Source organism: Shinella sp. BE166 (genome assembly GCF_051201095.1).
In the GTDB taxonomy this organism is placed as follows: Bacteria; Pseudomonadota; Alphaproteobacteria; order Rhizobiales; family Rhizobiaceae; genus Shinella; species Shinella lacus.
In genome coordinates this window covers 186,902-211,511 of record NZ_JBPEHL010000001.1, presented here as the reverse complement: position 1 = coordinate 211,511, position 24,610 = coordinate 186,902, and the positions used below count along the sequence as shown (strand labels likewise).

The window sequence follows — 24,610 nt, the reverse complement described above, 5'->3', positions numbered from 1 at the left end:
TTCGGCTCGGCGACGAGACACCAGCCAGCGCGATCTTCCGGTTACGGTTTGCGGTTAGCCGGTCTCGCCGTCGAGAACGACTTCATCCTTCTTTTTCCTGAGGGCCGGAACGATCATCGCGATCACGACGATTGCTGTCAGAAACAGAAACCCGGCGCTTATGGGCGAGGTGACGAACGTGGTCAGGTCGCCCTTTGACAGAAGCAGCGCCCGTCGGAAGTTTTCCTCGATCATCGGTCCCAGCACGAAGCCGAGGATGAACGGCGTCACCTCGCAATTGAGCTTGACCAGGACGTAGCCGACCAACCCGAAGACCGCGATGAGATAGATATCGAGGGGGCTGTAGTTGATGGAAAACACTCCGATACAACAGAACACCAAGATCGCAGGGAACAGCCAACGATACGGCAGGCGCAGCATGTTCACCCACAATCCGACGAGCGGCAGGTTGAGGATGACGAGCAGCAGATTGCCGATCCACATGCTGGCGATCAGGCCCCAGAAGAGAGCGGGATGCTGCGACATGACCTGTGGTCCGGGAGAAATGCCCTGGATCATCAGTGCACCTAGCATCAGGGCCATCGTGGCGCTGCCCGGAATGCCCAGCGACAGCGTCGGTATGAACGACGTCTGGGCGGCCGCGTTGTTAGCCGCTTCCGGCGCTGCAAGTCCGGCAACGGCCCCTTTCCCGAACTTCGACGGATCGCGCGAGACGCGCTTCTCGATCATGTAAGCGGCAAACGAGCTGATCGTCTGGCCGGCGCCGGGTAGGATGCCGAAGAACGTGCCGACCAGCGTGCCGCGAAGGATGGGGAAACCTGCCTCCCGCAACTCCTGGCGGCTCGGCATGAGGTTACCGACCTTGGCCGTGGCGACCTCCTGCGACCCCGACTGTTCGAGGTTCCTGACGATCTCCGAGATAGCAAAGAGCCCCATCGCCACGACCGTGAAATCGATGCCTTCCACAAGGCCATAGGCCCCGAAGGTAAACCGCCGCACGCCGGAATTGACGTCGGTGCCAGCAAGCCCGATCAGCACGCCCACCAGCGCCATGATGATGCTCTTGGAAAGGGAACCCTGCGCAAGCGCGGCGGTGAACACGACCGCCATCAGCATGAGGGAAAAGTAGTCGGTGGCCCCGAAATCCAGCGCAATCGCCGTTAGCGGCGGACCGGCGAGCGCTATCAGCGCCGTGCCGAAACAGCCCGCGATGAAGGAGCCGATCGCCGCAATGGCGAGTGCCGCACCGGCGCGCCCCTTGCGCGCCATCTGGTAGCCGTCGATGCACGTCACCACCGATGACGATTCCCCCGGCAGGTTCAGGAGGATGGCCGTGGTCGAGCCGCCATAGGCCGCACCGTAGTAGATGCCGGCCAGCATGATGAGCGCGCCTTCGGGCGGCAGGCCGAAGGTCAGGGGCAGGAGAACGGCAATCGTCACCAGCGGCCCGACACCCGGCAGAACGCCGATGAAGGTTCCCAGCAACACGCCGATGAAACAGTAGAGCAGGTTTTCCGGCGAGAACGCGACGCCAAAGCCCAGCGCTAGATTGGAGAAGATATCCATCAGAAGAACCAAAGCTTGAGAGGAAGACCCAGCCCATAGACGAAGACGCCGACGGGGATGGCGGTCAGCACAACCAGCATGGCCGCCAGTTCGAGCCAGGTGCCTTCGGTACGCGAAAAGCGGCTGAGAAAGACCAGGGCGAGCACGCTTGCGACCAGGCCGTAGGACTGGATCAGAAGTCCGAACACCGCCACGGCGGCAAGCACGAACAGCAGCGGGCGCAGATGCAGCCTTTCCAGCGGCTCGGACGAATCGGGCCGCAATGCCGCGCGGATGGCGACAAGGGCTCCGAGTGCCGTGATGCTGATGCCGAGCACGACGGGGAAGTAACCCGGCCCCATCGCCGCCAGCGTTCCCAGCCGGTACGAGCTGCCGATCACCGTCGCCCCGGCACCAAGCGCCATGAAGATGATTCCGGACAGTAAATCTTTCGTCACATGCATGATGGCATCTCAGCTCTGTGAAAGGATCGCCACGGACCCAAGTTCATCCGCCCCGACATTGGAAAGAGCGTCCCATCGCACGCGTTCGGCGTGCATGAAGCGGCCGAACCCATCGGCGCTACCGGGCGTGGACGAGAGTCCGCTCCGCTCCAGCGCAGAGGCAATCTCACCGAACGCCAGCGCCGACCGGCAAGCCGCATTCAACATCTCGGCCCTTTGGGACGGCAGGCTTTTCGACCCGACCAGCCCCAGCCAGTTGAGAACCACGCAATCCGGCATTCCCATCTCCGCCACGGAGGGCACGTCGGGAAGGAGGGGAATCCGGGTAGGCGACGTTACGGCGAGTGCGTGCAGCTCGCCGCGGCGGATACGCGGAAGCATCGACATCAGGTTGTTGAAGCTGAAGTCCACCCGGCCGGCGGCGAGGTCTGCGTAAAGCTCGTTGGTCTGATCGTAGATGACCGTATTAAGGTCGACATGCGCCTTCCGCCCAAACAGCTGCGTTGCCAGGAAGGGCGCGCCCACCGTGGCCGAAGCGGCGAAGCTCCGCCGGCCCGGCCCGGCCCGGCAGGCCGCCAGCACGTCGCCCAAGGTCCGATAGGGCGAGGACGCACCGGTCGCAAGGACCATCGGAGCCTGCGCGAGCAAGATGACCGGCGTGAAATCCTCGATCGGATCGTAGCCGGCCTCGGGCTGGGCATTCGGGAGAAGCGCATGGGTGCCGAGCGTGGCGATCATCAGCACGTCGGCGTCCTTGCTCGCCGCCACGAACCGCGCGGCCCGTGCGCCATCCTCGCCCTGGATGCGGTGGATTTCCACCGCACGCCCGGACTCGCGGCCGATGGCTGGCGCCATCAGGTTGGCAATGTCGTCGGAAGCGCTCCCCGGCGAGAAGCCAACCACAACCTGCAACGGGGCAGCGCCTCTGCCGGCAAGGCTTTCCGCCGGAAACTCGATCGCCTGCGTCACTGGGCTATCTCCAGTTTCGCCGCCTTCACGATATCACCCCACTTGTTGATTTCCGACGAAATATAGTCCTTGAATTCGGCAGGCGTGTCGGTGACGGGCTCGGCCCCGAGTTCACGCACTTTGGATGCGATCGCCTCGTCCTTCATGATCTCGCCGATTTCCTTGGCCAGACGCTCTGTGATCGCTTCCGGCGTGCCGGCGGGAGCGACGAGCCCGATCCAGGTGACAGCCTCAAAGCCCTCGAACGTTTCGGCAAGTGCCGGAATGTCCGGCGCGGCTTTTGACCGTTCGAGGCTGGTGAGGCCCAGCGCCTTCAGCGTACCCTGCTCGATATGCGGCTTGGCGGCGGGAAGGCTGCTGAAATACATTGACACTTCACCGCCGATAACCGCCGTCAAGGCCGGACCGCCGCCACGATAGGGAACGTGGGTAAGGTCGATGCCGGCCTTGAGCTTGAGAAACTCGCCGGACAGATGCGTCGTGCTTCCATTGCCGGCGGATGCGAACGTGAGTTCGCCAGGTGTCGCCTTCGCCTTCTCGACCAGCTCCTGGACGGTATTCACCCCAAGGCTGGGCTGTACGACGAGGACGTTCGGAAAGGTGGCCAATAACGATACCGGGGCGAAGTCAGTGCGCGGATTGTACGGCAGCTGCGGATCGATGGTAACGCTGATCGCCATCGGCGCAACATTCGCCATCAGGAGCGTATAGCCATCGGGCGCAGACTCGGCCACAACAGCCGATCCGACGGCGCCCCCTGCCCCGTCGCTGTTTTCGACAATGACCGGCTGTCCGAGGCGCGCCTGCAATTGTGCCGCGACCAGACGTACGATGATGTCGCCGCCGCCGCTCGGGGCAAAGGGCACCACGATCCTTACAGGACGGTCAGGGTAGTCGTCGGCGAAGGCAGGGACAGTCGCCAGATGCGCCGACAGAGCGGACGCGGCGACAAATGCAGCCGCGTGACAGAAGGAACGTCGATTAATCAGCTTTGGCATGAGACTGCTCCGCGGTTACGGCCCATTTCTTGGTCTCTGAAGACACGAAGGCGGCGAATTCCTCGGCGGTGTTGTCGACCACGTCGAAGCCGCGATCGAGCAGCCCCTGGCGTATGACGGGATCACTAATGACGCCCTGGAAAACTTTGTGGAGTTTGCCGATTATTTCCGCGGGCGTGCCCTTCGGCGCCATGAGGCCGAACCAGGTCACCGCTTCATATCCGGGATAACCGCTCTCGGCGACCGTCGGAAAGTTGGCTGCCAGCATGCTGCGCTGGGCGCTTGTGACGGCCAGTCCCTTGATCGCGCCGGCCTCGATCTGGGGTATTGCGGCCGGAAGCGTCAAGAATGCCGCGTCGATGCGCCCGCCCAGGAGATCCGTCAGGACAGGTGCGGCACCCTTGTAGGGAATGTGCCGGACGTCGATGCCCGCCGTGGACTTCAGCATTTCCATGGCGAGATGGCTTGGTCCGCCGTTACCGGAAGAACCATAGGTCAGTTCGCCCGGTTTCGAGCGCGCCAGTTCGACAAATTCCTGAAGGGTCTTGACCTGTACGTTGGGACCGACCGCCAGGATGAAGGCGGACGAGCCGAGCCGGATGATCGGCACGAAGTCCTGCTGTATCTCGTAGCCGGGGTCGTCATAGAGGCTCATGCCGATCGTGTGGGCGACATTACCCTGAAGCAAGGTGTAGCCGTCGGGCGCAGCATCCTTCACGACAATGGCAGCGAGATTACCGCCCGCACCCGGCTGGTTTTCGATGATGAACTGTTGTCCGAGCTGCTTGCCGGCGGCTTCGCCGGCAATCCTCGCCAGCGTATCGGCGCCGCCGCCTGGCGGAAACGGCACGACGAAACGTATCGCCTGATTGGGATAGGTTTCCTGTGCCTGGACGGCATGAGGTTGAATGGCCAATGCCATCGCACAGAATGCGAACAGCCAGCCCGTTAGGCGTTTCATCACAGTTCCTCCCTTTGTTGAGATGCCGGCCACTCCTCAATGACGGCATCCTTCGTCTTGGCTAAAAGCGGTAGACCTCCGCGGGATTGTCGACCAGAACCTTTTTCAAGGCCGCGTCGTCAGGAATCCAGCTTGAAAGCAAGTCCACAAGATCTCCATCGTTGGGCATTGCCTTGTTGATCGTCGTGTGCGGCCAGTCCGTCGCCCACAGCAGGCGGTCCGGGCGCGTGGCGACGAGTTTATGGATGAACGGCGTCACATCAGGATACGGAAATTCCTGCTTCGAGACGCGCATCGGCCCGGACAGCTTGATCCAGCAGCGCCCTTTCTCCAGCAGCTGCAGCATGGCCTGGAAAACGGGGCCATCAAGACCAGCCTCGACCGGCACCTGGCCGATATGATCGACCACGACCGGCACGGGAAGGCCGGAAAGCAGATCCTGCTGGTCGACGAATTGCTCCGGGTTCATCCGAAACTGGAGATGCCAGCCAAGTGGTGCGATGCGGCGGGCGAGATCCATCGCAGCACTGGCGCCGGCGCCATTTTCGTGGCGCAGGTTCAGCCTTATACCGCGCACGCCGATCGCGTCCATGCGCTGGAGATCGGCGTCTGACACCTCCTCCGGCGTCACGACGACGACACCGCGCAGCGGGAACCTGTTCAGGGCGAGCGCGTCCAGCAGGGCAGTATTGTCGCGCATGTAGGTGCTGGGCTGCACGAGCACTCCCCGCTCGATGCCCAGCGTGCCGAGAAGCGCGATATAGCGGTCCAAGGGGCCGTCGTGTGGCGTGTAGCGCCGCTTCGGGCTGTACGGGTATTTGTCTTGCGGGCCGAATATGTGGGCGTGGCAATCGCAGCTTCCCGCAGGCAGCTTGCGATCGGGCTTGCGCGTCTGCGCGACGGGCGCGGCAATGGTCGGCTCCACGATTGTGGCATCGGTAGTGGACATCGAAACTCCTCATTACGCTTTTCGGAGACGAACCGGCTTCGGCGGGCGGATGGCGATGGACTTGGCCGCATCGCCGACGGCCCGCCGTCCGAATTGCGGTTCGCGTCAGGCAGGCTGCAACGCGGCTTCCCGCTTGATCGTCTCAATGATGCCGGCCGTGAATGCCTTGGTGCCGGCCTTACCGCCGAGGTCCGGGGGCACGATGCCGCGCTCGATGGTCTTGCGCACGCCATTGTCGATGATGCGGCTGACGTCACGGCATTTTTCATTGCCAGTCTTCTGGAAGATCCACCGCATCAGCAGTGACGTCGAGAGGATCAGCGCGGAAGGGTTCGCCAGATCCTTGCCGGCAATATCGGGCGCCGTGCCGTGGACCGCCTGGGCCATGGCGTGATCGTGGCCGGCATTCAGCGACGGCGCCATGCCCACGCCGCCCGCAAGACCGGACGCCTGGTCCGACAGGATGTCCCCGAACAGGTTCGTCGTCGCCACGATCCGGAAACGCTGCGGATCGCGCGGGAAGGATGAGCTGAACGTATCCACGCGCACGATATCGATGTCGATATCAGGATAGGATGGGCGCAGCGCCTCGAAGGCATCGATGAACAGCCCTTCGGTCTGCGGCAAGGCGGTACGCTTGTGGATGATCGACATGCGCTTTTCACCAGCCGCACGGGCATAGTCGAAGCTGAAACGCGCGAAGCGGTCGGATGCCGCCTTCGTGATGACGCGCAACGACAGGGACACGTCTTCCGTCGGCTTGAACTCGCCGTAACCCCAGGCGAGATTGCGGTCCGGATAGAACCCTTCGGTGTTCTCGCGCAGCACCGTGATGGACAGGTCCGGCACCAGCGGATCGAACTGCGGCCACGCCTCGACGGGGCGAACATTGGCGAAGAGCTTGAAGCGGCGGCGAAGCAGGCCGTTGGGATGACCGCGCACCGGATCGTCCTTCGGATATTCGCCAGCAAATGTCGGGCCGACGATAAGAGCCTGATGGGTATCCACGACATCGAGGGTTTCGGCGGGCAGGGTCGAGCCCGTTGCCTCGTAGGCCTTCCAGCCGACATGCGCCGATGTCAGCACGAGGGCCAGCCCGACCTGGGCTGCAGCCGCCTCGAGAACGCTTACCGTCGAATCTGTGATCTCCTGACCGATGCCGTCTCCCGGCAGAACGGCAATTTTCACGGGACTTTCCATCGGCATAACCACTCCTTGATTTCTTCCCTGCCTTTGACCGGTTGCGCTTGTTTTTTCGCAATCCGGCGACCGACATCGCGGCCTTGGCCGTCATTTAGGCGCCGTTGTGTTAGAGCGTCAAATAATATAGTATTCCATTATTATAACATTTTGTCATAATGAAAAATCATGAAGCTCCAGCACCTGCAATATCTCTGCGAGATCGTCGACAGCGGATTGAATATATCCAACGCCTCCGATGCTCTTAATCGGTCGCAGCCGGGCGTCAGCCGCTACATGAAGCAATTCGAGGACGAGCTTGGCGTAAAGGTATTTCACCGAAGCGGAAAACGATTGCTCGGCTTGACCAAAGCCGGGCAGGAGATACTTGGTATAGCACGGCGCATGATCAGTGATGCCGGAACGATCAAGACCATCAGCGACGAATACAGTGCGCGTGACGAAGGAACCCTCGTCATCGCGACAACCCATACGCAGGCGCGCTACATGCTGCCGCCCACGGTTCTGGCCTTCGTCCAGCGTTATCCGAAGGTTAGGCTGAGCCTGAAGCAGGGCAATCCCACGGAAGTGGCGACCTGGCTCACATCCGGCATGGCGGACCTTTCCATCGCGGCAAGCCCCTCCCAGCCGGCCGCACCCCTCCTCCTCCTGCCGTCATACGATCTGGGGCGCATCATCCTGACCGTGCCCGACCACGAATTGCTGAGCGGCGGCCCGATCACGCTGGAGCGCCTCTCGCGCTTTCCCATGATCACATATGACGATGTCTTCACGGGCAGCATTCAAATTCACGAGACCTTTCGCAAGGCGGGACTGGAACCGCGCGTCATCGTCAGCGCGACCGATTCCGACGTCATGAAGGCCTACGTAAAGATCGGCCTCGGCATCGCTATCGTCGGCGACATCGTCTACGACGAAAAGGTCGATGCCGATATCCGCGCCATAAACGTGTCGCATCTGTTCAGGCCCAACACGATCTATATCGGCCTGAACCGGGAATCCTACGTCCGCAGCTACACCTACGATTTCATCCGCATGTTCGATCCCCGATGGACGGCGGCCAAAGTGCGCAAAACCCTTGAAAGAGCGCACTCCTCCGATGCCATCGCCTCCAACGAGATCACCGCCATGCCGGCGCCGTTGATGCAGTCCACCCGTCTTGGAAGCTGATGCGTAATTTCAAGCTATGAAGGAGCCGTCATGCCCCGCATGTTAAATCTGCGTCAACTGGAGGCGTTTCGTGCCTTGATGCTGACGGGAACCACGGTTCAGGCGGCCGCCATGCTGGGGATTACGCAGCCGGTCATCAGCCGCCTCATTTCCGACCTGGAGTTTCAATCCGGCCTGTCCTTGTTTGTCCGCAGCGGCGGCCGCCTGCGTGCCACGCCCGAGGCCGACATTCTGTTCGCGGAGCTGGAGCGGACGTTTTATGGTCTCGACCACCTCAGCAGCTTCATCAAAGGCATCCGCAATGTGGGCGGGACGCTGAACATCCTGGCCACCATGCCCATGGCACACGGCATCCTGCCCTCCGTCTTCCAACGGTTGAGCAAAAATAATCCCGACCTGCACATCACGCTGAAGACCGTGCTCAGCCGCGATGCGCGCGCCTGGCTCGACACCCAGCAGTTCGATGTCGCGCTGACCAACTATCCGATCGATTACCCCTCCTCCTTCACGCAGGACTTCATCCGGGTGAACGCCGTCTGCATCATGCCGCCGGACCATCCGCTGGCCGCGCGCGATGTCGTGACGGCCGACGACCTGCGCGGTGTGTCCTTTGTCGCCATGCCTCCTGGTTCACGGCACCGCCAGAAGGTCGATCTGGCCTTCCAGCAATCGGACGTGACGCCCAGGATATTGGTCGAGGCGCAGACGAGCGCGATCATCTGCGAAATGGTGGCGACGGGCATCGGCGTCTCGGTGGTGGACGAGATTTCGGCCCGCGCGTTCTTGTCGAAAGGGCTCGTGTTGCGGCCCTTCCTGCCAAAGCTGATTTATGAGTTCCGCATCCTGCTGCCGATGCAGCGGGAAATGTCCCACACCAGCCGCATCTTCATCAAACATGCCCGGGAATATGTTGCAGAGGCGTGGCCCGGGCAGAAATAGCAAGGGGAGCCCGAAAGCTCCCCTCCTGGACGGTCAGCCGTAGATCTCGTGGATCACGGCTTCGACTTCCCGCTCGCCAATCTCGACCTTCTCGTAGATCAGCTTTTCCAGCTTCTCGAAAACCCGCTCGATATTGGCGGATTCCGGGTTGAGGCCCATCGATTCGATCTTGACGGTGACGGGCGCGGTCTTGCCGCGGCGCAGCGAGGTCGAACCGAAGGACACCGAGCGGTGGTTGCCGACGGTCTCGGCCTTGATGTTCTCCCAGAAATACCACTGGCCGCGCAGGATGCCGCCCAGATGGCTGCCGCCGTAGGAATACATGTGCGGGCCGGTGACCGGGCGGTTGCGGGCAATGGGGAACTTGTAAAGTTCGGCGACCATTTCGCTGAGCGGCGTCAACTGGGTCATGTCGAGACCGGTGCGGATGTTGTAGAGCGATTCCAGCACCGGCACGACCTGCTCGAAGGCCGCATTGCCGCAGCGATGCCCGGTCGAGTTGATGGTGACGTCGCAGGTCAGCGCGCCTGCGCGGATCGCCTCGATCGAGTTGATGGTGGCAAGGCCGTAGTCGTCGTGGCAATGCACCCCGATCTCGATGTCCGGCCCCGCCAGCGCGCGGACGTAACGCACAAGGAAGCCCATCGTTTCCGGCACGAACCAGCCGCGCACGTCATAGACGACGATCCGGTCCGCACCCGCATCCTTGGCCGCGCGCACGACGCGGGCCACGAGGTCCAGCCGGTGATAGTCCGTACCGACCGCAATCTTGCGGGCGCCGGACTGGCGGGCGTGGCTGACGGCATCGCCGATACGGCCCTCGATGTCGCCGTTCCAGTTCTGCGGGCAGAGGGCGTTGGTCATGATGTAACCCCAGTAGCCCACCAGGTTCACCAGGTCCGCGCCGGAATCGATGGTCTTCTGGATTTCGGTCCGGTAGTCGGGATCGTAATAGCGGGTGTGCAGGCCAAGCTCCATCTTACTGCCCGCGTTCCGCAGCATCTTCACGAATTCGATATGCTCCGGAATAGTGGGATAGCCGACCTCGGCTTCAACAACGCCCATCGCCTCCAGCTTTTCGGCCAGCACCATCTTGATGCTGTTGTTGGCATAGACGCCAGGCGTGTTGATGCCGGAGCGCAGCGTGTCGTCGCGAATGATGCAGCGGTCCATCACCCCCTGCGGCCGGTGCCCCATCGCCACCTTGTTGACGAGCGGCGTCATCCAGCGCTCCTGCTCGTCGATGTCGACCTCTTTCAGCAGGTCTGGATGTTGTTCGCGTAAGCTCATGATATCTCTCCCAAATGGTTAGTCGATGATGATGAAGCAGTCCTGCGGGGCGATGGCGGCATAGGCCGCGGCGCCGGGCTGCAGGCGGGTGTAGGGGGGAACCTTGGCGGTGAGCGTCTGGCCGTCCTCGGTGACGAGGGTGTATTCGATGCCTTCGCCGAGGAAGACCGCATCGCGCACCGTCACGGGCCAGATGTTGCAGCCCGGAGGCAATGATGCGGTATCCTCGACCAGGCGGATGAGTTCCGAGCGGATGCCGAACTGCACGGCCGTGCCCGGACCTCCGACATCCGGCCGTTCCGGCGCGCCTACAATCGCGCCACCGGCCGTGCGATAGCGCGCCAGGCCTCCCGGCACGCCGCTGTCGGCCACCGTGGCGGGCAACAGGTTGACGCTGCCGAGAAAGCTTGCGGCAAAGCGCGTCCGCGGGCGTGAATAAAGCTCGTTCGGCCCATCGATCTGCACGATGAGGCCCTTGTCCATCACCACGATCCGGTCCGAGATTGCGAGCGCTTCGGATTGATCATGCGTGACATAGATCGCCGTGATGCCCAGGCGCTGCTGGATCTCGCGGATCTCGCCGCGCAATTGCTCGCGCAGCCGCACGTCGAGATTGCTGAGTGGTTCGTCGAACAGCAGGATCTGGCAACGCGAGGCGAGCGCACGGGCGAGCGCGATGCGCTGCTGCTGCCCACCGGACAGCCGGCCGGGCGAGGTGTCGCGCGCATGCGCCAGCCCCACCAGCTCCAGCGCCTGCATGGCTTGCGCCTCGCGATCGGCCTTGGAGAGTTTCTGGCGCAGCAGCGGATAAGCGACGTTCTCGGCGACCGTCATGTGCGGCCACAGCGCATAGGACTGGAACACCATGCCGATGCGCCGCTTTTCCGGCGGCAGGTCCAGCCGCTTTTCGGCGGAATAGACGCAAGTGTCGCCCAGCCAGATTTCGCCGCCGGTCGGGCCTTCCAGCCCGGCTATACAGCGCAGCGTCGTGGATTTTCCGCAGCCGCTTGGTCCTAGCAAAGTGACGAGTTCGCCTTCGCCCACATTGAGCGAAACGCTTTCCACCGCGCGGAAGCTGCCGAAGGATTTTTGAAGATTGTTCAGGCGCAGCATGCGTCTACCCTGCCTTTTGTCCGACCTTCAGGCCGAAAATGAAATTGGAAACCAGATAGACCGCCAGGATGAACAGCGAGATCCCTGTGCCCAACGCCGCCACTTCGGGATATTTCCCCTCGAAGTAGGCGTCGAAGATCAGCACCGGCAGCACAACGGAATTGAAGGCATAGAGCAGGACCGACGTGTTCAATTCCTTCACGAAGGAGATGAAGTAGAGCACCCAGCTCGACAACAGGCTCTCGCGGATCAGCGGGAAGGTGATGGTGAGCGCAGCCACCGTCTTGTTGGCGCCCGAGACCCGCGCAGCATTTTCGAGGTCGCCGTCGATCTGCGTCAGCGCCGCCGACATGTTTCGCACACCGAAGGACAGGAACCGCGTGATATAGGCGATCATCAGGATCCAGATCGTGCCATAGATCGGCAGCGGTACCCGTATCCAGGCCCAGAGCAGCGCCACCCCCAAAACCACGCCCGGCACGCCGACCGTCATCGAGCTCAGGAGATCCAGCGTGTGTCGTCCGGAAGCACGGGAAAAGGTCACGATATAGGCGATCACGGCGGTCAGCACGCAGGCGATCAGCCCGCCGACCACGGCCAGGAACAGCGTGTTCCAGGCAGCCCGGAAGAACAGGCCGCGTGAGAATACGGATTCGTAGTTGATGGTGGTGAAGTTGGTGAACTGGGTCGTCCAGTAGGACTGGAACGACGCGGTGACCATGGTGGCGAGCGGCATCAGGGTGGAGATGGACACGAACAGGATGAGGCCGCCCAATGCAACCCAACGCCAGGGTCCAAGACTGACCAGCATGGGGCGATAGCTCTTGCCGCTGACGGAGACATAGGTGCGGCCCGCGATGAACCGGCGCTGCAACAACAGCGCGACGGCGGTGATGATGACGAAGGAAATCGAGATCACCGTGGCATAGCCGTAATCCGGCGGCGGATAGGCGACCTTGAGGTAGATTTCGGTCGGGATGAAGGGGATTTGCGACGGCATGCCGAGCACGGCCAGAACACCGAAATTCTCCATCGACAGCACGAAGACCAGCAGGCCGGCCGCGAGGATGCTGGGCGTGACCAGCGGAAAAGTCACCCGTAGCAGTGTTTGGAACATCGTCTGCCCGCTGAGGCGCGAGGCTTCTTCCATCGAGGAATCGATCGCCTTCAAGGGTGCTGAAGTGAACAGGAACACATAGGGCGTCATGTAGAAACCCAGCACCATCGCGATGCCGGCGAGGCTGTAGATGTTGATGCTCAGCGGCAGCCCGATGGCGGCGAAGATCCTGTTCAGGAGCCCCACCTCCGGTGCGCCCAGCCCGCTCCACGCGACCGCGCCGATAAACGGCGAGATGAAGATCGGCAGCGTCACCAGCACCTCGCAGATGCGCCGGCCGGGAATATCGGTGCGTGCGATCAGAAAGGCCGCGCCGACCCCGCTGACGGTGGCGATCAGCATCGACCCGGTGCTGACGATCAGCGTGTTGCGCCATGCCAGCCAGAACTGGCCGCTAGTGAAGATGCGCGAAAAGTTGGCGAGCGACAGTCCGCCATCGGCGGCGGCGCCGTGCGAGGCGAAACTGCCGTAAACCAGGCTCACCATCGGGTAGACGACCAGCAGACATAAAATGGCGATCAGGCCGTAGCACAGCAGCGTCTGGCCAGATATCCGGGTGAAGCCCCACCCGGAGCCGGATACCTGCCGAGGCAGGTCGCGGTTTTCGCTGACGCTCATGCGTGTTCCCCCCGGCAGGCATCGGCCAGTGCTGCGATCAGCACCGCAGCCGAATGGCGCTCCAGTTCCGCCACGATCGAGATGACCCGCTCGGCCGATGCCGCGCCGCCGACCGGCGCGACCATGCGGCGGAACTTCGTGGCGATCTCGTCGAAGGAGGGCGGCGTGTCGGCGTCGCCGGAGGGGGACAAGATGACCTCCTCGACCGACCGGCCGTCTTTCAACAGCGCAGTGACCGAGGCGCCAAAGCGCGGCATCGCGGCATCGGCGACCAGCCGAACGGAGGGCATGTGCGCCCGGATGGCGGGGCTCCACAGGTCTTCGTCATAGATATCGGCCGTCCAGACATGACCGCGGTCGAGCACCAGCGCCAGGTTGAACTGCATGCTCAGGCGCGCGGCCAGAAGCGTGCCGGCCTCGGGATCGTTGTTGTCGCGCTCCACCACCGGATGGCAGCGCACCATGATTTCGCGGATGTCATCCACGGGGATGCCGTGCGTGACCAGCAGCCTCTCCGTCGCCGCCGAGGCGGCCAGCGTCGAGTTGCAGCCGTAATAGAGACGGAAACTCGTCTCCTCGATCAGGTAGCGCTTGCCGAGATTGCGGGTCAGAACCTCCAGGTCATAGCTGTCGGAAAGCGCGCGGCAGAAGCCCTTGTCGCCCTCCAGCACGGTGACGGGGCCGGTCAATCCATGTTGCACCAGGATGCAGGCTTCCACCCCGTTCTGCGCCGCGCGCCCGGCGTGAAAGACCATGGTCAGCGCGCCGTCGTGATGAAACTCGTAGAGGCCCGCCGCCTGCGATCCGGCGACGCCGAAGGCATTGGCCAGCAGGTCCGCATTGAGGCCCATCAGGTTGGCGGCGGCGGCCGTCGCGCCGAAGGTGCCGACAGTGCCGGTCGTGTGGAAGCCGCGCTCGCGGTGGCTTGGCGCGGTGGTCGTGCCCACGCGAGCGTTCATTTCATAGCCGGCGACCAGCGCAGTCAGGATATCGCCGCCATCACGGCCGAGCCATTCGGCGACGGCCAGCGACGGCATCACGATGCAGCCGCCGGGATGGGATGTGGAGGGCTTGTGAATGTCGTTCAGCCCCACACTGTAGAGCGTCATGGCATTGGCATAGGCCGCATTGCGAACGCTGGAACGGAAATCGCCTGTACCGGCAAAGACCGTGCAGTGCGGATGGCCGCCGAGGAGGCGCATGGCCTCGACGGCGCCCTGCCCCACCGTGCCGCGCGTGCCCAGCACCAGGCAGGCCAGCCCGTCGAGGAGCAGGAGCCTCGCGCGCTCCACCGCCGAGGCGGGAATGGCGTCGAGGCGCAATTCCGCCAGATGCCGCGCCAACTGCCGCGTGGCGCCCAAACCCTCCGTTTTCATCAGTATCCCCAGGCGCTGCGGACGGTGGTCTGCACGGTGTTCTGCTGCGCGATCATGTCGGCAAGCGGCATGTCCAGAACCTTGATTTCGCTCAGCGGAACCATGCCTTCGCGCGGCTTCACGGCCGGGTGCAGCGAATAGGAATATTGCGAGTTGAAGATCTGCTGGCCCTCGGGCGAGGCCAGGAAGTCCATCATCACCTTGGCCGCGTTCGGGTGCGGCGCCTTGGCCACGATGCCGACCGGGCTCCAGATCATCGGCGCACCGTCCGTCGGGAAGAGCGCCTTGATGGGCGCGCCCTTCTCCAGGATCGCCTCGTCGGTCATGTAGTTCAGGCTGACGCCGACCAGCAGTTCGCCGGTGATGATCCTGTCGTTGATCGGGCCGTGACCCGGAAACAGCTTGGGCTCGTTCTTGGCCATTTCGGCAAAAAATTCAGGTCCATAGAGTTTCCACACCGCATATTGCCAGGTGTAGGCGCCACCGGCCAGGCGCACGTCCATGATGCCGACCTTGCCCTTGAACTTGGGATCGGCCAGGTCGCGAAGCGATTTGGGCGCATCCGCGTCGGACACCTGTCCCGCATTGTAGGCGATGTTGAGGAAGTGGGCGCGGGCCACGAACCAGGTCTTGTCCGGATCCACATATTGCGGATCATAGGCCGCGTATTCGCTCGAAGCATAGGGCACGAGACGCCCCGCCTCCTTCAGTTCGGCGATCGTGCCGACGTCGGACACATGGATGATGTCGCCGTTGACGCGATTGGCGTCCTGCTCGGCGATCAGGCGTTCGTAAACCTGCGAGGACCCCGCACGGTAATATTCGGCCGTGATCCCCGGATATTTGGCGTTGAACGCCTTCGTCAGCGAATCGAGCAATTCTGACGGTGAAGCGCTGTAGATGACGACGGAGCCTTCCTGTCGCGCCGCCTCCAGCGTCGCCTCGTCCATGGCCAGAGCCGGCTGGCTCGAATAGGCCCCCATGGCGATCGCCAGGGCGACCGCTGCGAGGGTTGTGGCTGATCTTTCCGTCTTCAAATGTTCGTGCATGGTTTCTCCTCCCAGGAAACGATGTGAATTTTCAGTGCTGCTTCGGATTCAGTTTGATAATCAGGTTGAAATATGCGTCGACTGTCAGCGTTGTGTCTGGCGGGATCACGGTCGTGGACTCATCTTCCTCGATGAGCAGTGGGCCGCGCAGTTCGATGCCAGGCTTGAGGATGCTGCGCGGGATGGCGGATGTCGGCAGCCGACCGCCGGCCGCAGCGAAATAGGCCATGCGCTCGCCCACGCTAGGGTTTGTTGCGCGCGCCACGGCCTGCGCGGTCGCCAGTTGCGGCTTGGGTCCGCTGACCTGGACCTGCCAGTTCAGGGCTTCGACCCCAACGCGCCGGTTGGCCCTGCCGTAGACCCGTTCGAATTCGTCCGAGAAGGCCGTCGTCAGGTCGTCCATCGTCGCCTCGTCCAGCGCGCCGTTCGAGAGCGTGATCTTCAGCTCCGAGCTCTGGCCCCGGTAGCGCAGCGAGGCGAAGCGGCGCAGCCGGATCTCATCATCCGCCACCCCGGCATCCTTCAGGAAGCGGCGGCCTTTTTCCTCCAGCCGCGCCAGCAGCGCGTTGATCGCCGCGGTGTCCGCGCCCTTCAGCGCGGTCGGATGGCCATGCATCAGCGTGATCGACAGCGGCGCGGCGAGGAAGCCAAAGGCCGAGGCGACACCGGCGGCATAGGGAATGATGACTTCGGAAATGCCGAGCTTGCGGGCCAGCCCGCAGGCATGCAGCGGCCCTGCGCCGCCAAAGGCCAGCAGCGCGAATTTTCGCGGATCGACCCCGCGTTCCAAAAGGTGCAGCTGCGCGGCCTGCGCCATATCCTCCGTCACGATCTCGTGGATTCCCCAGGCTACCCGCTCCGGCGACAGGCCCGACGACGCACATAGCGGCTCCATCGACGCTTGCGCGGAAGCCGCGTCCAGCTTCATGCGGCCACCGAGGAAATAGTCGGGGTTCAGGTATCCGAGCAGCAGGTTTGCATCCGTCACCGTGGGCAACTCGCCCCCACGCCCATAGCAGGCCGGTCCCGGCTGCGCGCCCGCGCTGTGCGGACCGACCTTCAGCAGCCCCATCTCGTTCAGCGCGGCGATGCCGCCGCCGCCCGAGCCGATTTCGAGCATCTCGACAACCGGGATGCGGATCGGAATCCCGCTCCCCCGCTTGAACCGGTAACGGCGCGCGGTTTCCAGCTCGTCGGCGGTTATGATCTCGCCATCGGCGATGAACATGATCTTGGCGGTGGTTCCGCCCATGTCGAAGGCCACGAGGTTGGGCCGCCCCAGCAATTCGCTGTAATAGCGCGCGGTGACCGCCCCGCCAGCCGGGCCGGACTCCATCAGCCTGATCGGGAACGCGGTTGCCGTATCGACGGTCGTCAGGCCGGCATCCGAGAGCATCAGATAGAGGTCGTGGTTGTATCCCGTCCGGGCCAGTTCCTCGGCCATGCGATCGAGATAGCGGCGCATAATGGGCTGGGTATAGGCATTCGCAACGGTCGTCGACGTGCGCTCGTATTCCCGAACATCGGGCGATACCTCGGACGACAGGCTGACCGCGATATCGGGTGCTACTTCGCGGATCATCTCGCGCACGCGCTCCTCATGCGCGCCGTTGCGATAGGCATGCAGGAACGAGACGGCGATCGCCTCGACCCCCTGCGCGACCATCGCCTCGACGGCGGCCCGCGCGCTAACATCGCCCAATGGCTCGATCGCCCGGCCGCTGTGATCCATCCGTTCGGCGATCTCGCCGACGCGGCTGCGCGGAACCAGCGGTGATGGCACTTCGATGAAAAGGTCGTCGATGTCAAAGCGCTTGCCGCGGCGCATTTCCAGAATATCGCGGAAGCCACGCGTGGTGAGCAAACCCGTGCGCGCGCCCTTTTGCTCGATCAGCGCGTTGATCACCAGTGTGGTGCCGTGGATCACATGCCGCAGATCGCCCGCCTCGATGCCGGCATCCTGAAGCAGGCGCTTCACGCCATCCAGCGCACCCAGCGAGGGATTGTCGGGCGTGGTCAAAACTTTGCCCAGGAGCTGGTCGCCCGTAACGGCGTTGACCAGAACCAGGTCGGTGAACGTTCCGCCGATATCGATACCCAGACGATACATGTCAGACTCTCTCAAGAAGGACGGCGGAGGCGGCGGCCGGCTCGCGCAGCCGGAGGGTTTCGATTTCGTCGACAGTGCCGTCCGGGTGCAGCGCGACGCCATAATGGGTGGTGGCAGCCTCACGGCTCACCCAGCCTTCGGCGACATCCGCCAGAACTTCGGCCAAGGGGCGTCTATGGGGATCGGACATGCCGCCGCCGCCCGACAGGCCGATTTCCAGTTCGTCGCCCAGGGAGAGCCGCACCTGCGTTTTGCCCGGCAACGTCCGCCCGCCGAGCCGGTTGTAGCCTTGCCCGCCCGCGCCGCCACCGGCATAGCCGGCGGCCAGCGTATGGACCTTGATGTTCTGCACCAGCACGCTGAGCGGCCGGTCGCTTTCGCAGCGCAGCCCGATGCTTTGGCCGAGCCCTCCGCGATAACGCCCCGCACCACCCGAGTCCGAAATCAGCGACTTGTGCGTCACCGTCAGGGGCAGGGAATTTTCCAGCATTTCCACCGGCGTCTCGGCCCCGGCGGCGGGGAAGGACATGCAGGACACGCCGTCCTTGCTGGACCGTGCGCCAAGCCCTCCCATGAAATGCGGGGTCTCGGCGATGTTGCGGCCCTGTGCGTCGGTGCCGAAGCAACGGATCACGCATTTGATGCCCGATTCCGCGATCATCCGGTCCGGGGCGACCTCGGCGAGCGCGCCGAATATCGCGGCCGGGATGAAGTTCCCGGTCGAGGATTTCATGCGCACCGGCGCGGGGTGGCGAGCATTTAGAAAGGTGCCGGACGGCGCTTTCAGCCGCACCGGGCTCAGCAGCCCCGCATTGTAAGGAATGTGCGGCGCGACGATGCAGCGGATGGCATAGGCCGTCCAGGCTTCCGTATAGGCTTCGGTGCAGTTGATGCCGACGGCGCTTTGCGGTCCGGTCCCGTCATAGTCGACGGTAACCGATCCGTCCTCATGCCGTTCGATCGAGACCGAGATCGACAGCGGCTCGTCGGTTTCCACGCCGTCGAGCAGGATGGTGTTGCGGTGTTTTCCCGCGGGAATGGTCGCGAGCAACCCCGCACGCATCGCAGCTTCGGAACGCGTGATGATTTCATCCGCAATGGGTTGCAGATCCTCCAGCCCATTGTCCTCCAGGAAGGCCGTGACCCGGCGCTGGTCGAGGTACAAGGCGGCGATGAAGGCGCGGATATCGCCCTCCAGCTGGTCCGGCACGCGCACATTGGCGCGGATCAGCGCCCAGACCTCGGGCACGTCGTGCCCGCCGCGCAGCAGGTGGACGACGGGCAGGCTCAGCCCCTCCTCGAACACCTCGCGGGCATCGCTGGAAAGGCTGCCGCCGATGTCGGGCACATGCGCCATCGTCTCGGCGAAACCGACCAGCCGGCCGCAATGGAACAGCGGCTTGATCACCGAAATATCGTAGAGATGTCCGCAGCATAGCCAAGGATCATTGGTGATGAAGACATCGCCTTCGCTGATGTCGTTTGTTCCGAAGCGTTGAAGGATCGCGGTAACGGTGCGCGGCGACGGAGCCAGCTTGCTGGACACGCCGGTATCCTGCGCGATCATCCGCCCTTCCCGGTCGTACAGAAGACAACCGAAGTCGCCGCCCTCGCTGACGATCTTGGAAAAAGACGTCTTGACGATGGTCAGAGCGGCCTCCGAAAGGAAGGAAATCAGCCGCTGCCATTGAATTTCAATATCCACGGCATCCATACCACTGCGCCCCATGAATGCTTTCCCCTTTGAAGATCGTGAGCCCATCATTGAGGTGGGGAGGCTATTAAGCAACCTAATAGACTGCATAAGTGTATGTCTATTTGCTATAGGCGAACGAGCCGTCTTTGAGGGCCTCGGCATGGACGTCAAAAGACCCGCAAGGGCTGTGCAAGCGCCTTGCGGGTCAGAACGAAGCCGATATCGAATGATGAAAACAACGACACCCGGCTTCGCTCCGAAGCCGGGTGTTTCAAGGCGCAGGATAGACGCTGGAGCCGCCCCGGACGGGCGCCCCGCCTTCACGCGTCAATCCGCTCCCGCCTGCACGGGGTTCGGCCGCCGCTTCTCGATTGCATGCTTGAGAAGGGCCGCGCAGCGGAAGATGCCATGGGCGAATTTTCCATAGGGCAGCGTCACGAACAGACCCATCACGAAGCCGAGATGGATGGCCAGCAGCAGCGGCATCGCGGGGCTGTCGCGCCAGGCGAGAAGCGCCAGGCCGGTCAGGCTGATGAAGAACAACAGTGCGATGAAGCCACGGTCCATGGTCTTCTGCTTGTCGTCCATCTGTAGCGGGTTGCGGCGCATGTTCAGCCAGAAGAGGCCGGCCGGTCCGATGAGAAGGCCGATGCCGCCGAGTGTTCCCAAGACGACCGGCAGACTGAAGATCGGATATGGCGCCTCCAGGCCGAAGAGGTAGTGGTAGAGCGTCGCCACCGACGTGGAGGCGAAACACAGCATGAAGCCGTAGAAGGTGAAGTGATGGAACCGCCGGCGCCAGAGCGTGAAGGCATCGTCCTCGTTGTTGCAACCGTCGCCGTGGCCGCCGCCGAGATATTGCAGCGTCAACGCCGATTTCGCCGCCTCCCCAACCGCGGCGGGCATCGCGACGGGTTTTCCGGGCTCTGAAACCTCTCGCCAAAAGCGCGTGACGCCGATCGCGAGCGCGACGACCGAAAACAGCGACGCCGCACCGAACACGAGGGCGAGCGTATTGTGCGGGAAGATCGCGTAGAACTCGCCTTCGAGGCCGGGCACGAACAGACTGCCCTTGATCAGGATGGTGGCGATGAGGAACGCCGCGACGCCGAGGCTGACCGCCATGGCGACGGTCAGACCGTTGCAGCGATAGAGTTCGCCGAACGCTTTCGGGAAGGCGTATTCGATGTAAGTGTCGCGGCGCACCTGCGCCAAGGCCTTTGGGACATTCACGCCGAATTCGTGCGGCGGCGCATATTGGCAGGCATAGAGGCAGGCCGAACAGTTGTGGCAGAGATTGGCGAGGTAGTGGGCATCCGCGACGTTGAAATCCAGCCGCCGCGTCATGGCGGGAAACACCGCGCAGAAACTCTCGCAGTAGCGGCAGGCATTGCAGATGTGGAGGATGCGATCGACCTCCGCAACATTGGCATCGAGCTCCCGTTCCGCCTTGCCGGCGAGATCCATCAGCGTATCGATGGCGGCCATGTCAGTGTCTCCCGATCGTGTGCGCGGCGCGAGCCGCTGCGGCCGCGCCCGTTCCGGCAATTCGGCCGAAGGCCGTGCCGATGCTCATGCCGACGCCGGCCGTGTATCCCTTGCCGAGCACATTGCCCGCCATCATCTCGCCCGCCACGAACAGGTTGGGGCTCGGCCTGTTGGCAAACCGCACAGCCGCGGTATCGTCGACCTTGAGCGAGAGGTAGGTGAAGGTGATGCCGGGCCTCAGCGCATAGGCATAGAACGGGCCTGTATCGATCTTCTGCGCCCAATGTGTCTTGGCCGGCGCCACGCCTTCGGTCATGCAGTCGTCCAGGACCGTGTGGTTGAAGGTGCCGGGCTGACAGGCAGCGTTGTAACCATCGAGCGTTTGCATGAAGGTCTCGACGGGAAGCTCCAGCTTTGCGGCCAGTTCCGGCAGGCTGTCGGCGACCACGCCGGGAAAGACCGGCGGCATGAAGCGTCCACCGACCTTCCTGTCGATGATCGAATAGGCGATCTGGCCGGGCTGCTGGGCGACAAGGCGCCCCCAGATCGCATAACGCTTCGGCCAGAAATCCTCGCCCTCATCGTAGAACCGCTCGGCCTGCCGATTGACGACGACACCGAGTGAGACACAGTCGATGCGGGTACAGATGCCACCGTCGTAGAGCGGCGCGCGCGCATCGATCGCCACACAGTGGCCCTGCGAGGGATCGCCGATCATGTCGGCACCGGCCTTCATCATGGCCTTCAGGAGGACGCCCTGGTTGAAGCGCGTTCCGCGAATGAGAAAATTGTCCGCCGGCCACTCGCCGCGATCGTTGCGGCCCCAGGCTTCGCGCAGCCATTCGCGGTTGGATTCGAAACCGCCGGCGGCGAGAACGCAGGCCTTTGCCGTGATCCTTTCGCCGGCTTGCGTGACGACGCCGACGAACCGGTCGCCATCGAGCAGCATCTCGGTAACGGGCGTCTCGTAGCGGACCTTCACGCCAAGAGCCTCGGCGCTCCGGTAATAGGCGTTGACCAGGGCCTTACCGCCGCCCATGAAGAATGCGTTCGTGCGCGCCACATGCAGCGCGCCGGACAGCGGCGGCTGGAACCGAACGCCGTGGCGGCGCATCCAGTCCCGACAGTGCGACGAGGCGCGGATGACGAGGCGCGCCAGATGTTCGTTCGTCTCGCCGCCGGTGACCTTGAGAAGGTCCTGCCAGTATTCTTCCTCGGGATAGGCCTCGACCAGCACGTCCTGCGGCGCATCGTGCATGCAGCGGAGATTGCGGGTGTGCTGGGAGTTTCCACCGCGCCAGTCTTTCGGCGAGGCTTCGAGCATCAGCACGGAGGCGCCCGCTTCGCGCGCCATCAGGGCGGCGCAAAGTGCGGCATTGCCGCCCCCGACAATCAGGACATCGACCACGGTGCGCGTCTCCTCAAAGGTTTCGACCAACCTTTAGGGAACGCACCGGATATCGACCATCATCGAAAACTGAAGGCAGCTTCACGGTTCGTGAAGAGTAGCGCCCATCCATCGCCCGTCACGCACGAGCCCGCCGACGACCTTGCGCAACAGCGCCCTGAGCGCGAGAGCCGCAGGAGACAGTTCATGCTCCGGAAGGCTCACCAGCAGATTGGTTCGCCGGGCTCCCTCGTCGGAAACGGGCCGAACGACAAGCGCCGACGTGGAGGGGCGGGCAAGGGCTGCTCCGGGCTGTATCGTGTAGCCCAATCCTTCCGTCACAGCTCCCATGATCACGGCGAGGGAGTCGATTTCCATCGCGATGTTGGGGACTATATCGGCGGCGTTGAACGAGCGGTCGAGGCTTGCGCGTAGACCGTGCGTCCTGCTCGGAAGGATAAGCGGAAGTCCTGCCAATTCTGCCAGGGTGACAGGCTCGCTTGCCGGTTCCCCCTCACCTTCCACCGGTGCACCGATGAGAAAAAGGCTCTCGTCGAGCAAAGGAATTGCCTCGGTTTTGGCAAAGGTCACGGATTCGGCGTTGAACAGCACGGCCAGATCGATCTGGCGCAGTTTCAACATCCCGGCCAGATGGCCCGACATGCCCTCCACAAGCTGAAGACGAATATTCGGATGGCGCCGCGCCATGGCCTTGATGAGCGGCAAGGCCAGAACCGACGCCGTCGTCGGAGCCAGCCCAAGCGAAACCATGCCCGAAAGCCGGGCGCCTTGCGCGGTGGCGGCCGCGGCATCGACATGTCTGAGGGCCAGCGTCGCATGCCGGCAGAAGGCAGCGCCGGCCTCCGTGGGCGTGACACCCGAGGCACCGCGCACAAGAAGCCGCGTGGACAACTCGCTTTCGAGACGACTGATCTGCTGGCTCAACGCCGACGTTGCCATTCCAAGCTGTGACGCTGCCTTTCCCAGGCTGCCACATTCAACGGCTGTTACCAAATATTTGAGCTGCCTGAGTTCCAAAACATGCTCCACGGTTGGTTTCCCCGACACCGTAAGCACATCCGTGCGCTTCGGAAAGCGCGGTGACGGTCAAGGCCTTTGGATGGAGCGGAACACGGCGGGCGCGAACATATGAATGCAAATCTGCCGCACGATCTGGTGAAAGACGACCAATGCCACCTCCGCCTTGATCGCCAGGGCGACGAGCGACATTTCCGTCGTGCCGCCCGGCGCGAGAGCCAGGAAGGTCGCCGGATAACCGCCGCCCGACCATCGCGCAACGCCCCAGGCGGCAAGAGCGGCAATCGCGACCATGACCGGCACGAGAACAAGGCTGTGCAGGGCCGAGCCGAACAGCAAGCCCCGGTCGGAGCCCAGAAACTGGCCGCCGATGGTGGTGCCGAGCACGACCTGGGCCATGGAGACCAGCAGATAGGGTGGCGCACCCTCGGTCAGCCCGACCGCATGCGCAACGGCACTGACCAGCATGGGGCCGATCAGCGGTGGATTGGGCAGGTGCAATGCTTTTGCCAACGGCCAGCCGACAGCACCGCAGACGACGAGGATGGCGATGTCGGCGAGCGAGAGCGCGCCATGCCCATTCTGTAGCGACAGGCCGCCCGTAGAACCGAAATGCAGGAACAGGTTCAGCACCATCGGCACGGTGAAGACCACGAGGAAAACCCGCGTCGCCTGCACCAGCGCGATGCGCCGCTCGTCGCCGCCGGCAAGGCCACCCTGGGCGGTCATCTCGTAAACGCCCGCAGGCATGCCCGCGAAATAGGCGGTGACCGGATCGAGCTTCGCCACATGGCGCAGGTAGAGGTATCCCGCGGCACCCGTCAGCACGGTCGCCGCCACGGCTGCCAGCGTGACCGGCACCCAGTCGTCCAGCCGCCCCAGCATGTCAGGACTGAAGGAGCTGCCGAGCATGACGCCTATCACGGCCGCCATCGGCGGGCGAATGCGTCGTGCGGAGACCACGGGCAGCCGCACGAGCGCCGCCACGAGAACCGTGGACATGGCGCCGAGCATCCAGGGCAGCGGCAGCGACAGGAGATAGAACGCCGTCCCGCCGCAGGCCCCGATTGCGAGGCTGAGGGCCAGCCGCGCCAGATAAGCTGTCCGCTTCATGGTCGGACCTGGGGACGATG

20 protein-coding genes are annotated in these 24,610 nt (G+C 63.3%); 2 read left to right on the top strand and 18 right to left on the bottom strand.

What is annotated here, in order from left to right:
• Positions 1-54 precede the first annotated feature (54 nt).
• The 7 genes from J2Y63_RS00940 to J2Y63_RS00910 form a co-directional block, all read right to left on the bottom strand.
• Positions 55-1,566: a tripartite tricarboxylate transporter permease gene (locus tag J2Y63_RS00940; RefSeq protein ID WP_435264509.1), complete on the bottom strand. Its 1,512-nt coding sequence runs from the start codon at positions 1,564-1,566 to the stop codon at positions 55-57.
• A complete protein-coding gene (locus tag J2Y63_RS00935) occupies positions 1,566-2,009 on the bottom strand; it encodes a tripartite tricarboxylate transporter TctB family protein (RefSeq protein ID WP_435264508.1) in 444 nt (147 codons plus the stop codon). The genes J2Y63_RS00940 and J2Y63_RS00935 overlap by 1 nt, the downstream gene beginning before the upstream one ends.
• 9 nt (positions 2,010-2,018) lie before the next feature.
• Positions 2,019-2,978 (bottom strand): Bug family tripartite tricarboxylate transporter substrate binding protein, encoded by a 960-nt coding sequence (locus tag J2Y63_RS00930; protein WP_435264507.1) that lies wholly within the window; start codon positions 2,976-2,978, stop codon positions 2,019-2,021.
• Positions 2,975-3,976 (bottom strand): Bug family tripartite tricarboxylate transporter substrate binding protein, encoded by a 1,002-nt coding sequence (locus J2Y63_RS00925; RefSeq protein WP_256115091.1) that lies wholly within the window; start codon positions 3,974-3,976, stop codon positions 2,975-2,977. Before J2Y63_RS00925 ends, J2Y63_RS00930 begins: the two co-directional genes overlap by 4 nt.
• Entirely contained in the window at positions 3,960-4,970 is a 1,011-nt protein-coding gene (locus tag J2Y63_RS00920; protein ID WP_435264506.1) for a Bug family tripartite tricarboxylate transporter substrate binding protein, read from the bottom strand. The genes J2Y63_RS00925 and J2Y63_RS00920 overlap by 17 nt, the downstream gene beginning before the upstream one ends.
• 28 nt (positions 4,971-4,998) lie before the next feature.
• A complete protein-coding gene (locus J2Y63_RS00915; RefSeq protein ID WP_256115093.1) occupies positions 4,999-5,886 on the bottom strand; it encodes an amidohydrolase family protein in 888 nt (295 codons plus the stop codon).
• A 105-nt stretch (positions 5,887-5,991) separates the two neighbouring features.
• Complete coding sequence (locus J2Y63_RS00910) at positions 5,992-7,074, bottom strand: isocitrate/isopropylmalate dehydrogenase family protein (protein ID WP_435264505.1); 1,083 nt, start codon at positions 7,072-7,074, stop codon at positions 5,992-5,994.
• A gap of 180 nt (positions 7,075-7,254) precedes the next feature.
• Between J2Y63_RS00910 and J2Y63_RS00905 the strand changes: the two genes are divergently transcribed.
• Together J2Y63_RS00905 and J2Y63_RS00900 are read left to right on the top strand one after the other, a co-directional pair.
• Entirely contained in the window at positions 7,255-8,256 is a 1,002-nt protein-coding gene (locus J2Y63_RS00905; protein ID WP_435264504.1) for a LysR substrate-binding domain-containing protein, read from the top strand.
• Positions 8,257-8,286: 30 nt separating this feature from the next.
• Positions 8,287-9,195, top strand: a complete 909-nt coding sequence (locus J2Y63_RS00900; protein WP_256115097.1) for a LysR substrate-binding domain-containing protein — start codon at positions 8,287-8,289, stop codon at positions 9,193-9,195.
• A 33-nt stretch (positions 9,196-9,228) separates the two neighbouring features.
• Here the strand turns inward: J2Y63_RS00900 and J2Y63_RS00895 are convergent, their stop codons facing one another.
• From J2Y63_RS00895 to J2Y63_RS00845, 11 genes are all read right to left on the bottom strand, one after another.
• Positions 9,229-10,485, bottom strand: coding sequence for a hypothetical protein (locus J2Y63_RS00895; protein ID WP_435264503.1), 1,257 nt, complete (start codon positions 10,483-10,485; stop codon positions 9,229-9,231).
• A gap of 18 nt (positions 10,486-10,503) precedes the next feature.
• Positions 10,504-11,598, bottom strand: a complete 1,095-nt coding sequence (locus J2Y63_RS00890; protein ID WP_435264502.1) for an ABC transporter ATP-binding protein — start codon at positions 11,596-11,598, stop codon at positions 10,504-10,506.
• A 4-nt stretch (positions 11,599-11,602) separates the two neighbouring features.
• Positions 11,603-13,333, bottom strand: coding sequence for an ABC transporter permease (locus J2Y63_RS00885; RefSeq protein ID WP_435264501.1), 1,731 nt, complete (start codon positions 13,331-13,333; stop codon positions 11,603-11,605).
• Positions 13,330-14,709, bottom strand: a complete 1,380-nt coding sequence (locus tag J2Y63_RS00880) for an MmgE/PrpD family protein (protein WP_435264500.1) — start codon at positions 14,707-14,709, stop codon at positions 13,330-13,332. The genes J2Y63_RS00885 and J2Y63_RS00880 overlap by 4 nt, the downstream gene beginning before the upstream one ends.
• Entirely contained in the window at positions 14,709-15,758 is a 1,050-nt protein-coding gene (locus J2Y63_RS00875; protein ID WP_435264499.1) for an ABC transporter substrate-binding protein, read from the bottom strand. The genes J2Y63_RS00880 and J2Y63_RS00875 overlap by 1 nt, the downstream gene beginning before the upstream one ends.
• Before the next feature lie 31 nt (positions 15,759-15,789).
• On the bottom strand, positions 15,790-17,868 hold the full coding sequence (locus tag J2Y63_RS00870) for a hydantoinase/oxoprolinase family protein (RefSeq protein WP_435264498.1): 2,079 nt from the start codon (positions 17,866-17,868) through the stop codon (positions 15,790-15,792).
• A 1-nt stretch (position 17,869) separates the two neighbouring features.
• Positions 17,870-19,888, bottom strand: a complete 2,019-nt coding sequence (locus J2Y63_RS00865; protein WP_435264497.1) for a hydantoinase B/oxoprolinase family protein — start codon at positions 19,886-19,888, stop codon at positions 17,870-17,872.
• A gap of 3 nt (positions 19,889-19,891) precedes the next feature.
• The gene (tcuB, locus tag J2Y63_RS00860) at positions 19,892-21,052 is read right to left on the bottom strand and encodes a tricarballylate utilization 4Fe-4S protein TcuB (RefSeq protein WP_435264496.1); all 1,161 of its coding nucleotides are present in this window, start codon (positions 21,050-21,052) and stop codon (positions 19,892-19,894) included.
• A 1-nt stretch (position 21,053) separates the two neighbouring features.
• Positions 21,054-22,460, bottom strand: a complete 1,407-nt coding sequence (gene tcuA, locus J2Y63_RS00855; RefSeq protein ID WP_435264495.1) for an FAD-dependent tricarballylate dehydrogenase TcuA — start codon at positions 22,458-22,460, stop codon at positions 21,054-21,056.
• Positions 22,461-22,541: 81 nt separating this feature from the next.
• Positions 22,542-23,489, bottom strand: a complete 948-nt coding sequence (locus tag J2Y63_RS00850) for a LysR family transcriptional regulator (RefSeq protein WP_435264494.1) — start codon at positions 23,487-23,489, stop codon at positions 22,542-22,544.
• A gap of 57 nt (positions 23,490-23,546) precedes the next feature.
• The gene (locus J2Y63_RS00845; protein WP_435264493.1) at positions 23,547-24,590 is read right to left on the bottom strand and encodes an AbrB family transcriptional regulator; all 1,044 of its coding nucleotides are present in this window, start codon (positions 24,588-24,590) and stop codon (positions 23,547-23,549) included.
• Positions 24,591-24,610 lie beyond the last annotated feature (20 nt).

Coding starts and splice junctions, on each gene's coding strand:
- J2Y63_RS00940 (WP_435264509.1), bottom strand. CDS start 1,566: ATGGATATCTTCTCCAATCTAGCGCTGGGCTTTGGCGTCGCGTTCTCG.
- J2Y63_RS00935 (WP_435264508.1), bottom strand. CDS start 2,009: ATGCATGTGACGAAAGATTTACTGTCCGGAATCATCTTCATGGCGCTT.
- J2Y63_RS00925 (WP_256115091.1), bottom strand. CDS start 3,976: ATGCCAAAGCTGATTAATCGACGTTCCTTCTGTCACGCGGCTGCATTT.
- J2Y63_RS00915 (WP_256115093.1), bottom strand. CDS start 5,886: ATGTCCACTACCGATGCCACAATCGTGGAGCCGACCATTGCCGCGCCC.
- J2Y63_RS00905 (WP_435264504.1), top strand. CDS start 7,255: ATGAAGCTCCAGCACCTGCAATATCTCTGCGAGATCGTCGACAGCGGA.
- J2Y63_RS00900 (WP_256115097.1), top strand. CDS start 8,287: ATGCCCCGCATGTTAAATCTGCGTCAACTGGAGGCGTTTCGTGCCTTG.
- J2Y63_RS00895 (WP_435264503.1), bottom strand. CDS start 10,485: ATGAGCTTACGCGAACAACATCCAGACCTGCTGAAAGAGGTCGACATC.
- J2Y63_RS00890 (WP_435264502.1), bottom strand. CDS start 11,598: ATGCTGCGCCTGAACAATCTTCAAAAATCCTTCGGCAGCTTCCGCGCG.
- J2Y63_RS00885 (WP_435264501.1), bottom strand. CDS start 13,333: ATGAGCGTCAGCGAAAACCGCGACCTGCCTCGGCAGGTATCCGGCTCC.
- J2Y63_RS00880 (WP_435264500.1), bottom strand. CDS start 14,709: ATGAAAACGGAGGGTTTGGGCGCCACGCGGCAGTTGGCGCGGCATCTG.
- J2Y63_RS00875 (WP_435264499.1), bottom strand. CDS start 15,758: ATGCACGAACATTTGAAGACGGAAAGATCAGCCACAACCCTCGCAGCG.
- J2Y63_RS00870 (WP_435264498.1), bottom strand. CDS start 17,868: ATGTATCGTCTGGGTATCGATATCGGCGGAACGTTCACCGACCTGGTT.
- tcuB (WP_435264496.1), bottom strand. CDS start 21,052: ATGGCCGCCATCGATACGCTGATGGATCTCGCCGGCAAGGCGGAACGG.
- J2Y63_RS00845 (WP_435264493.1), bottom strand. CDS start 24,590: ATGAAGCGGACAGCTTATCTGGCGCGGCTGGCCCTCAGCCTCGCAATC.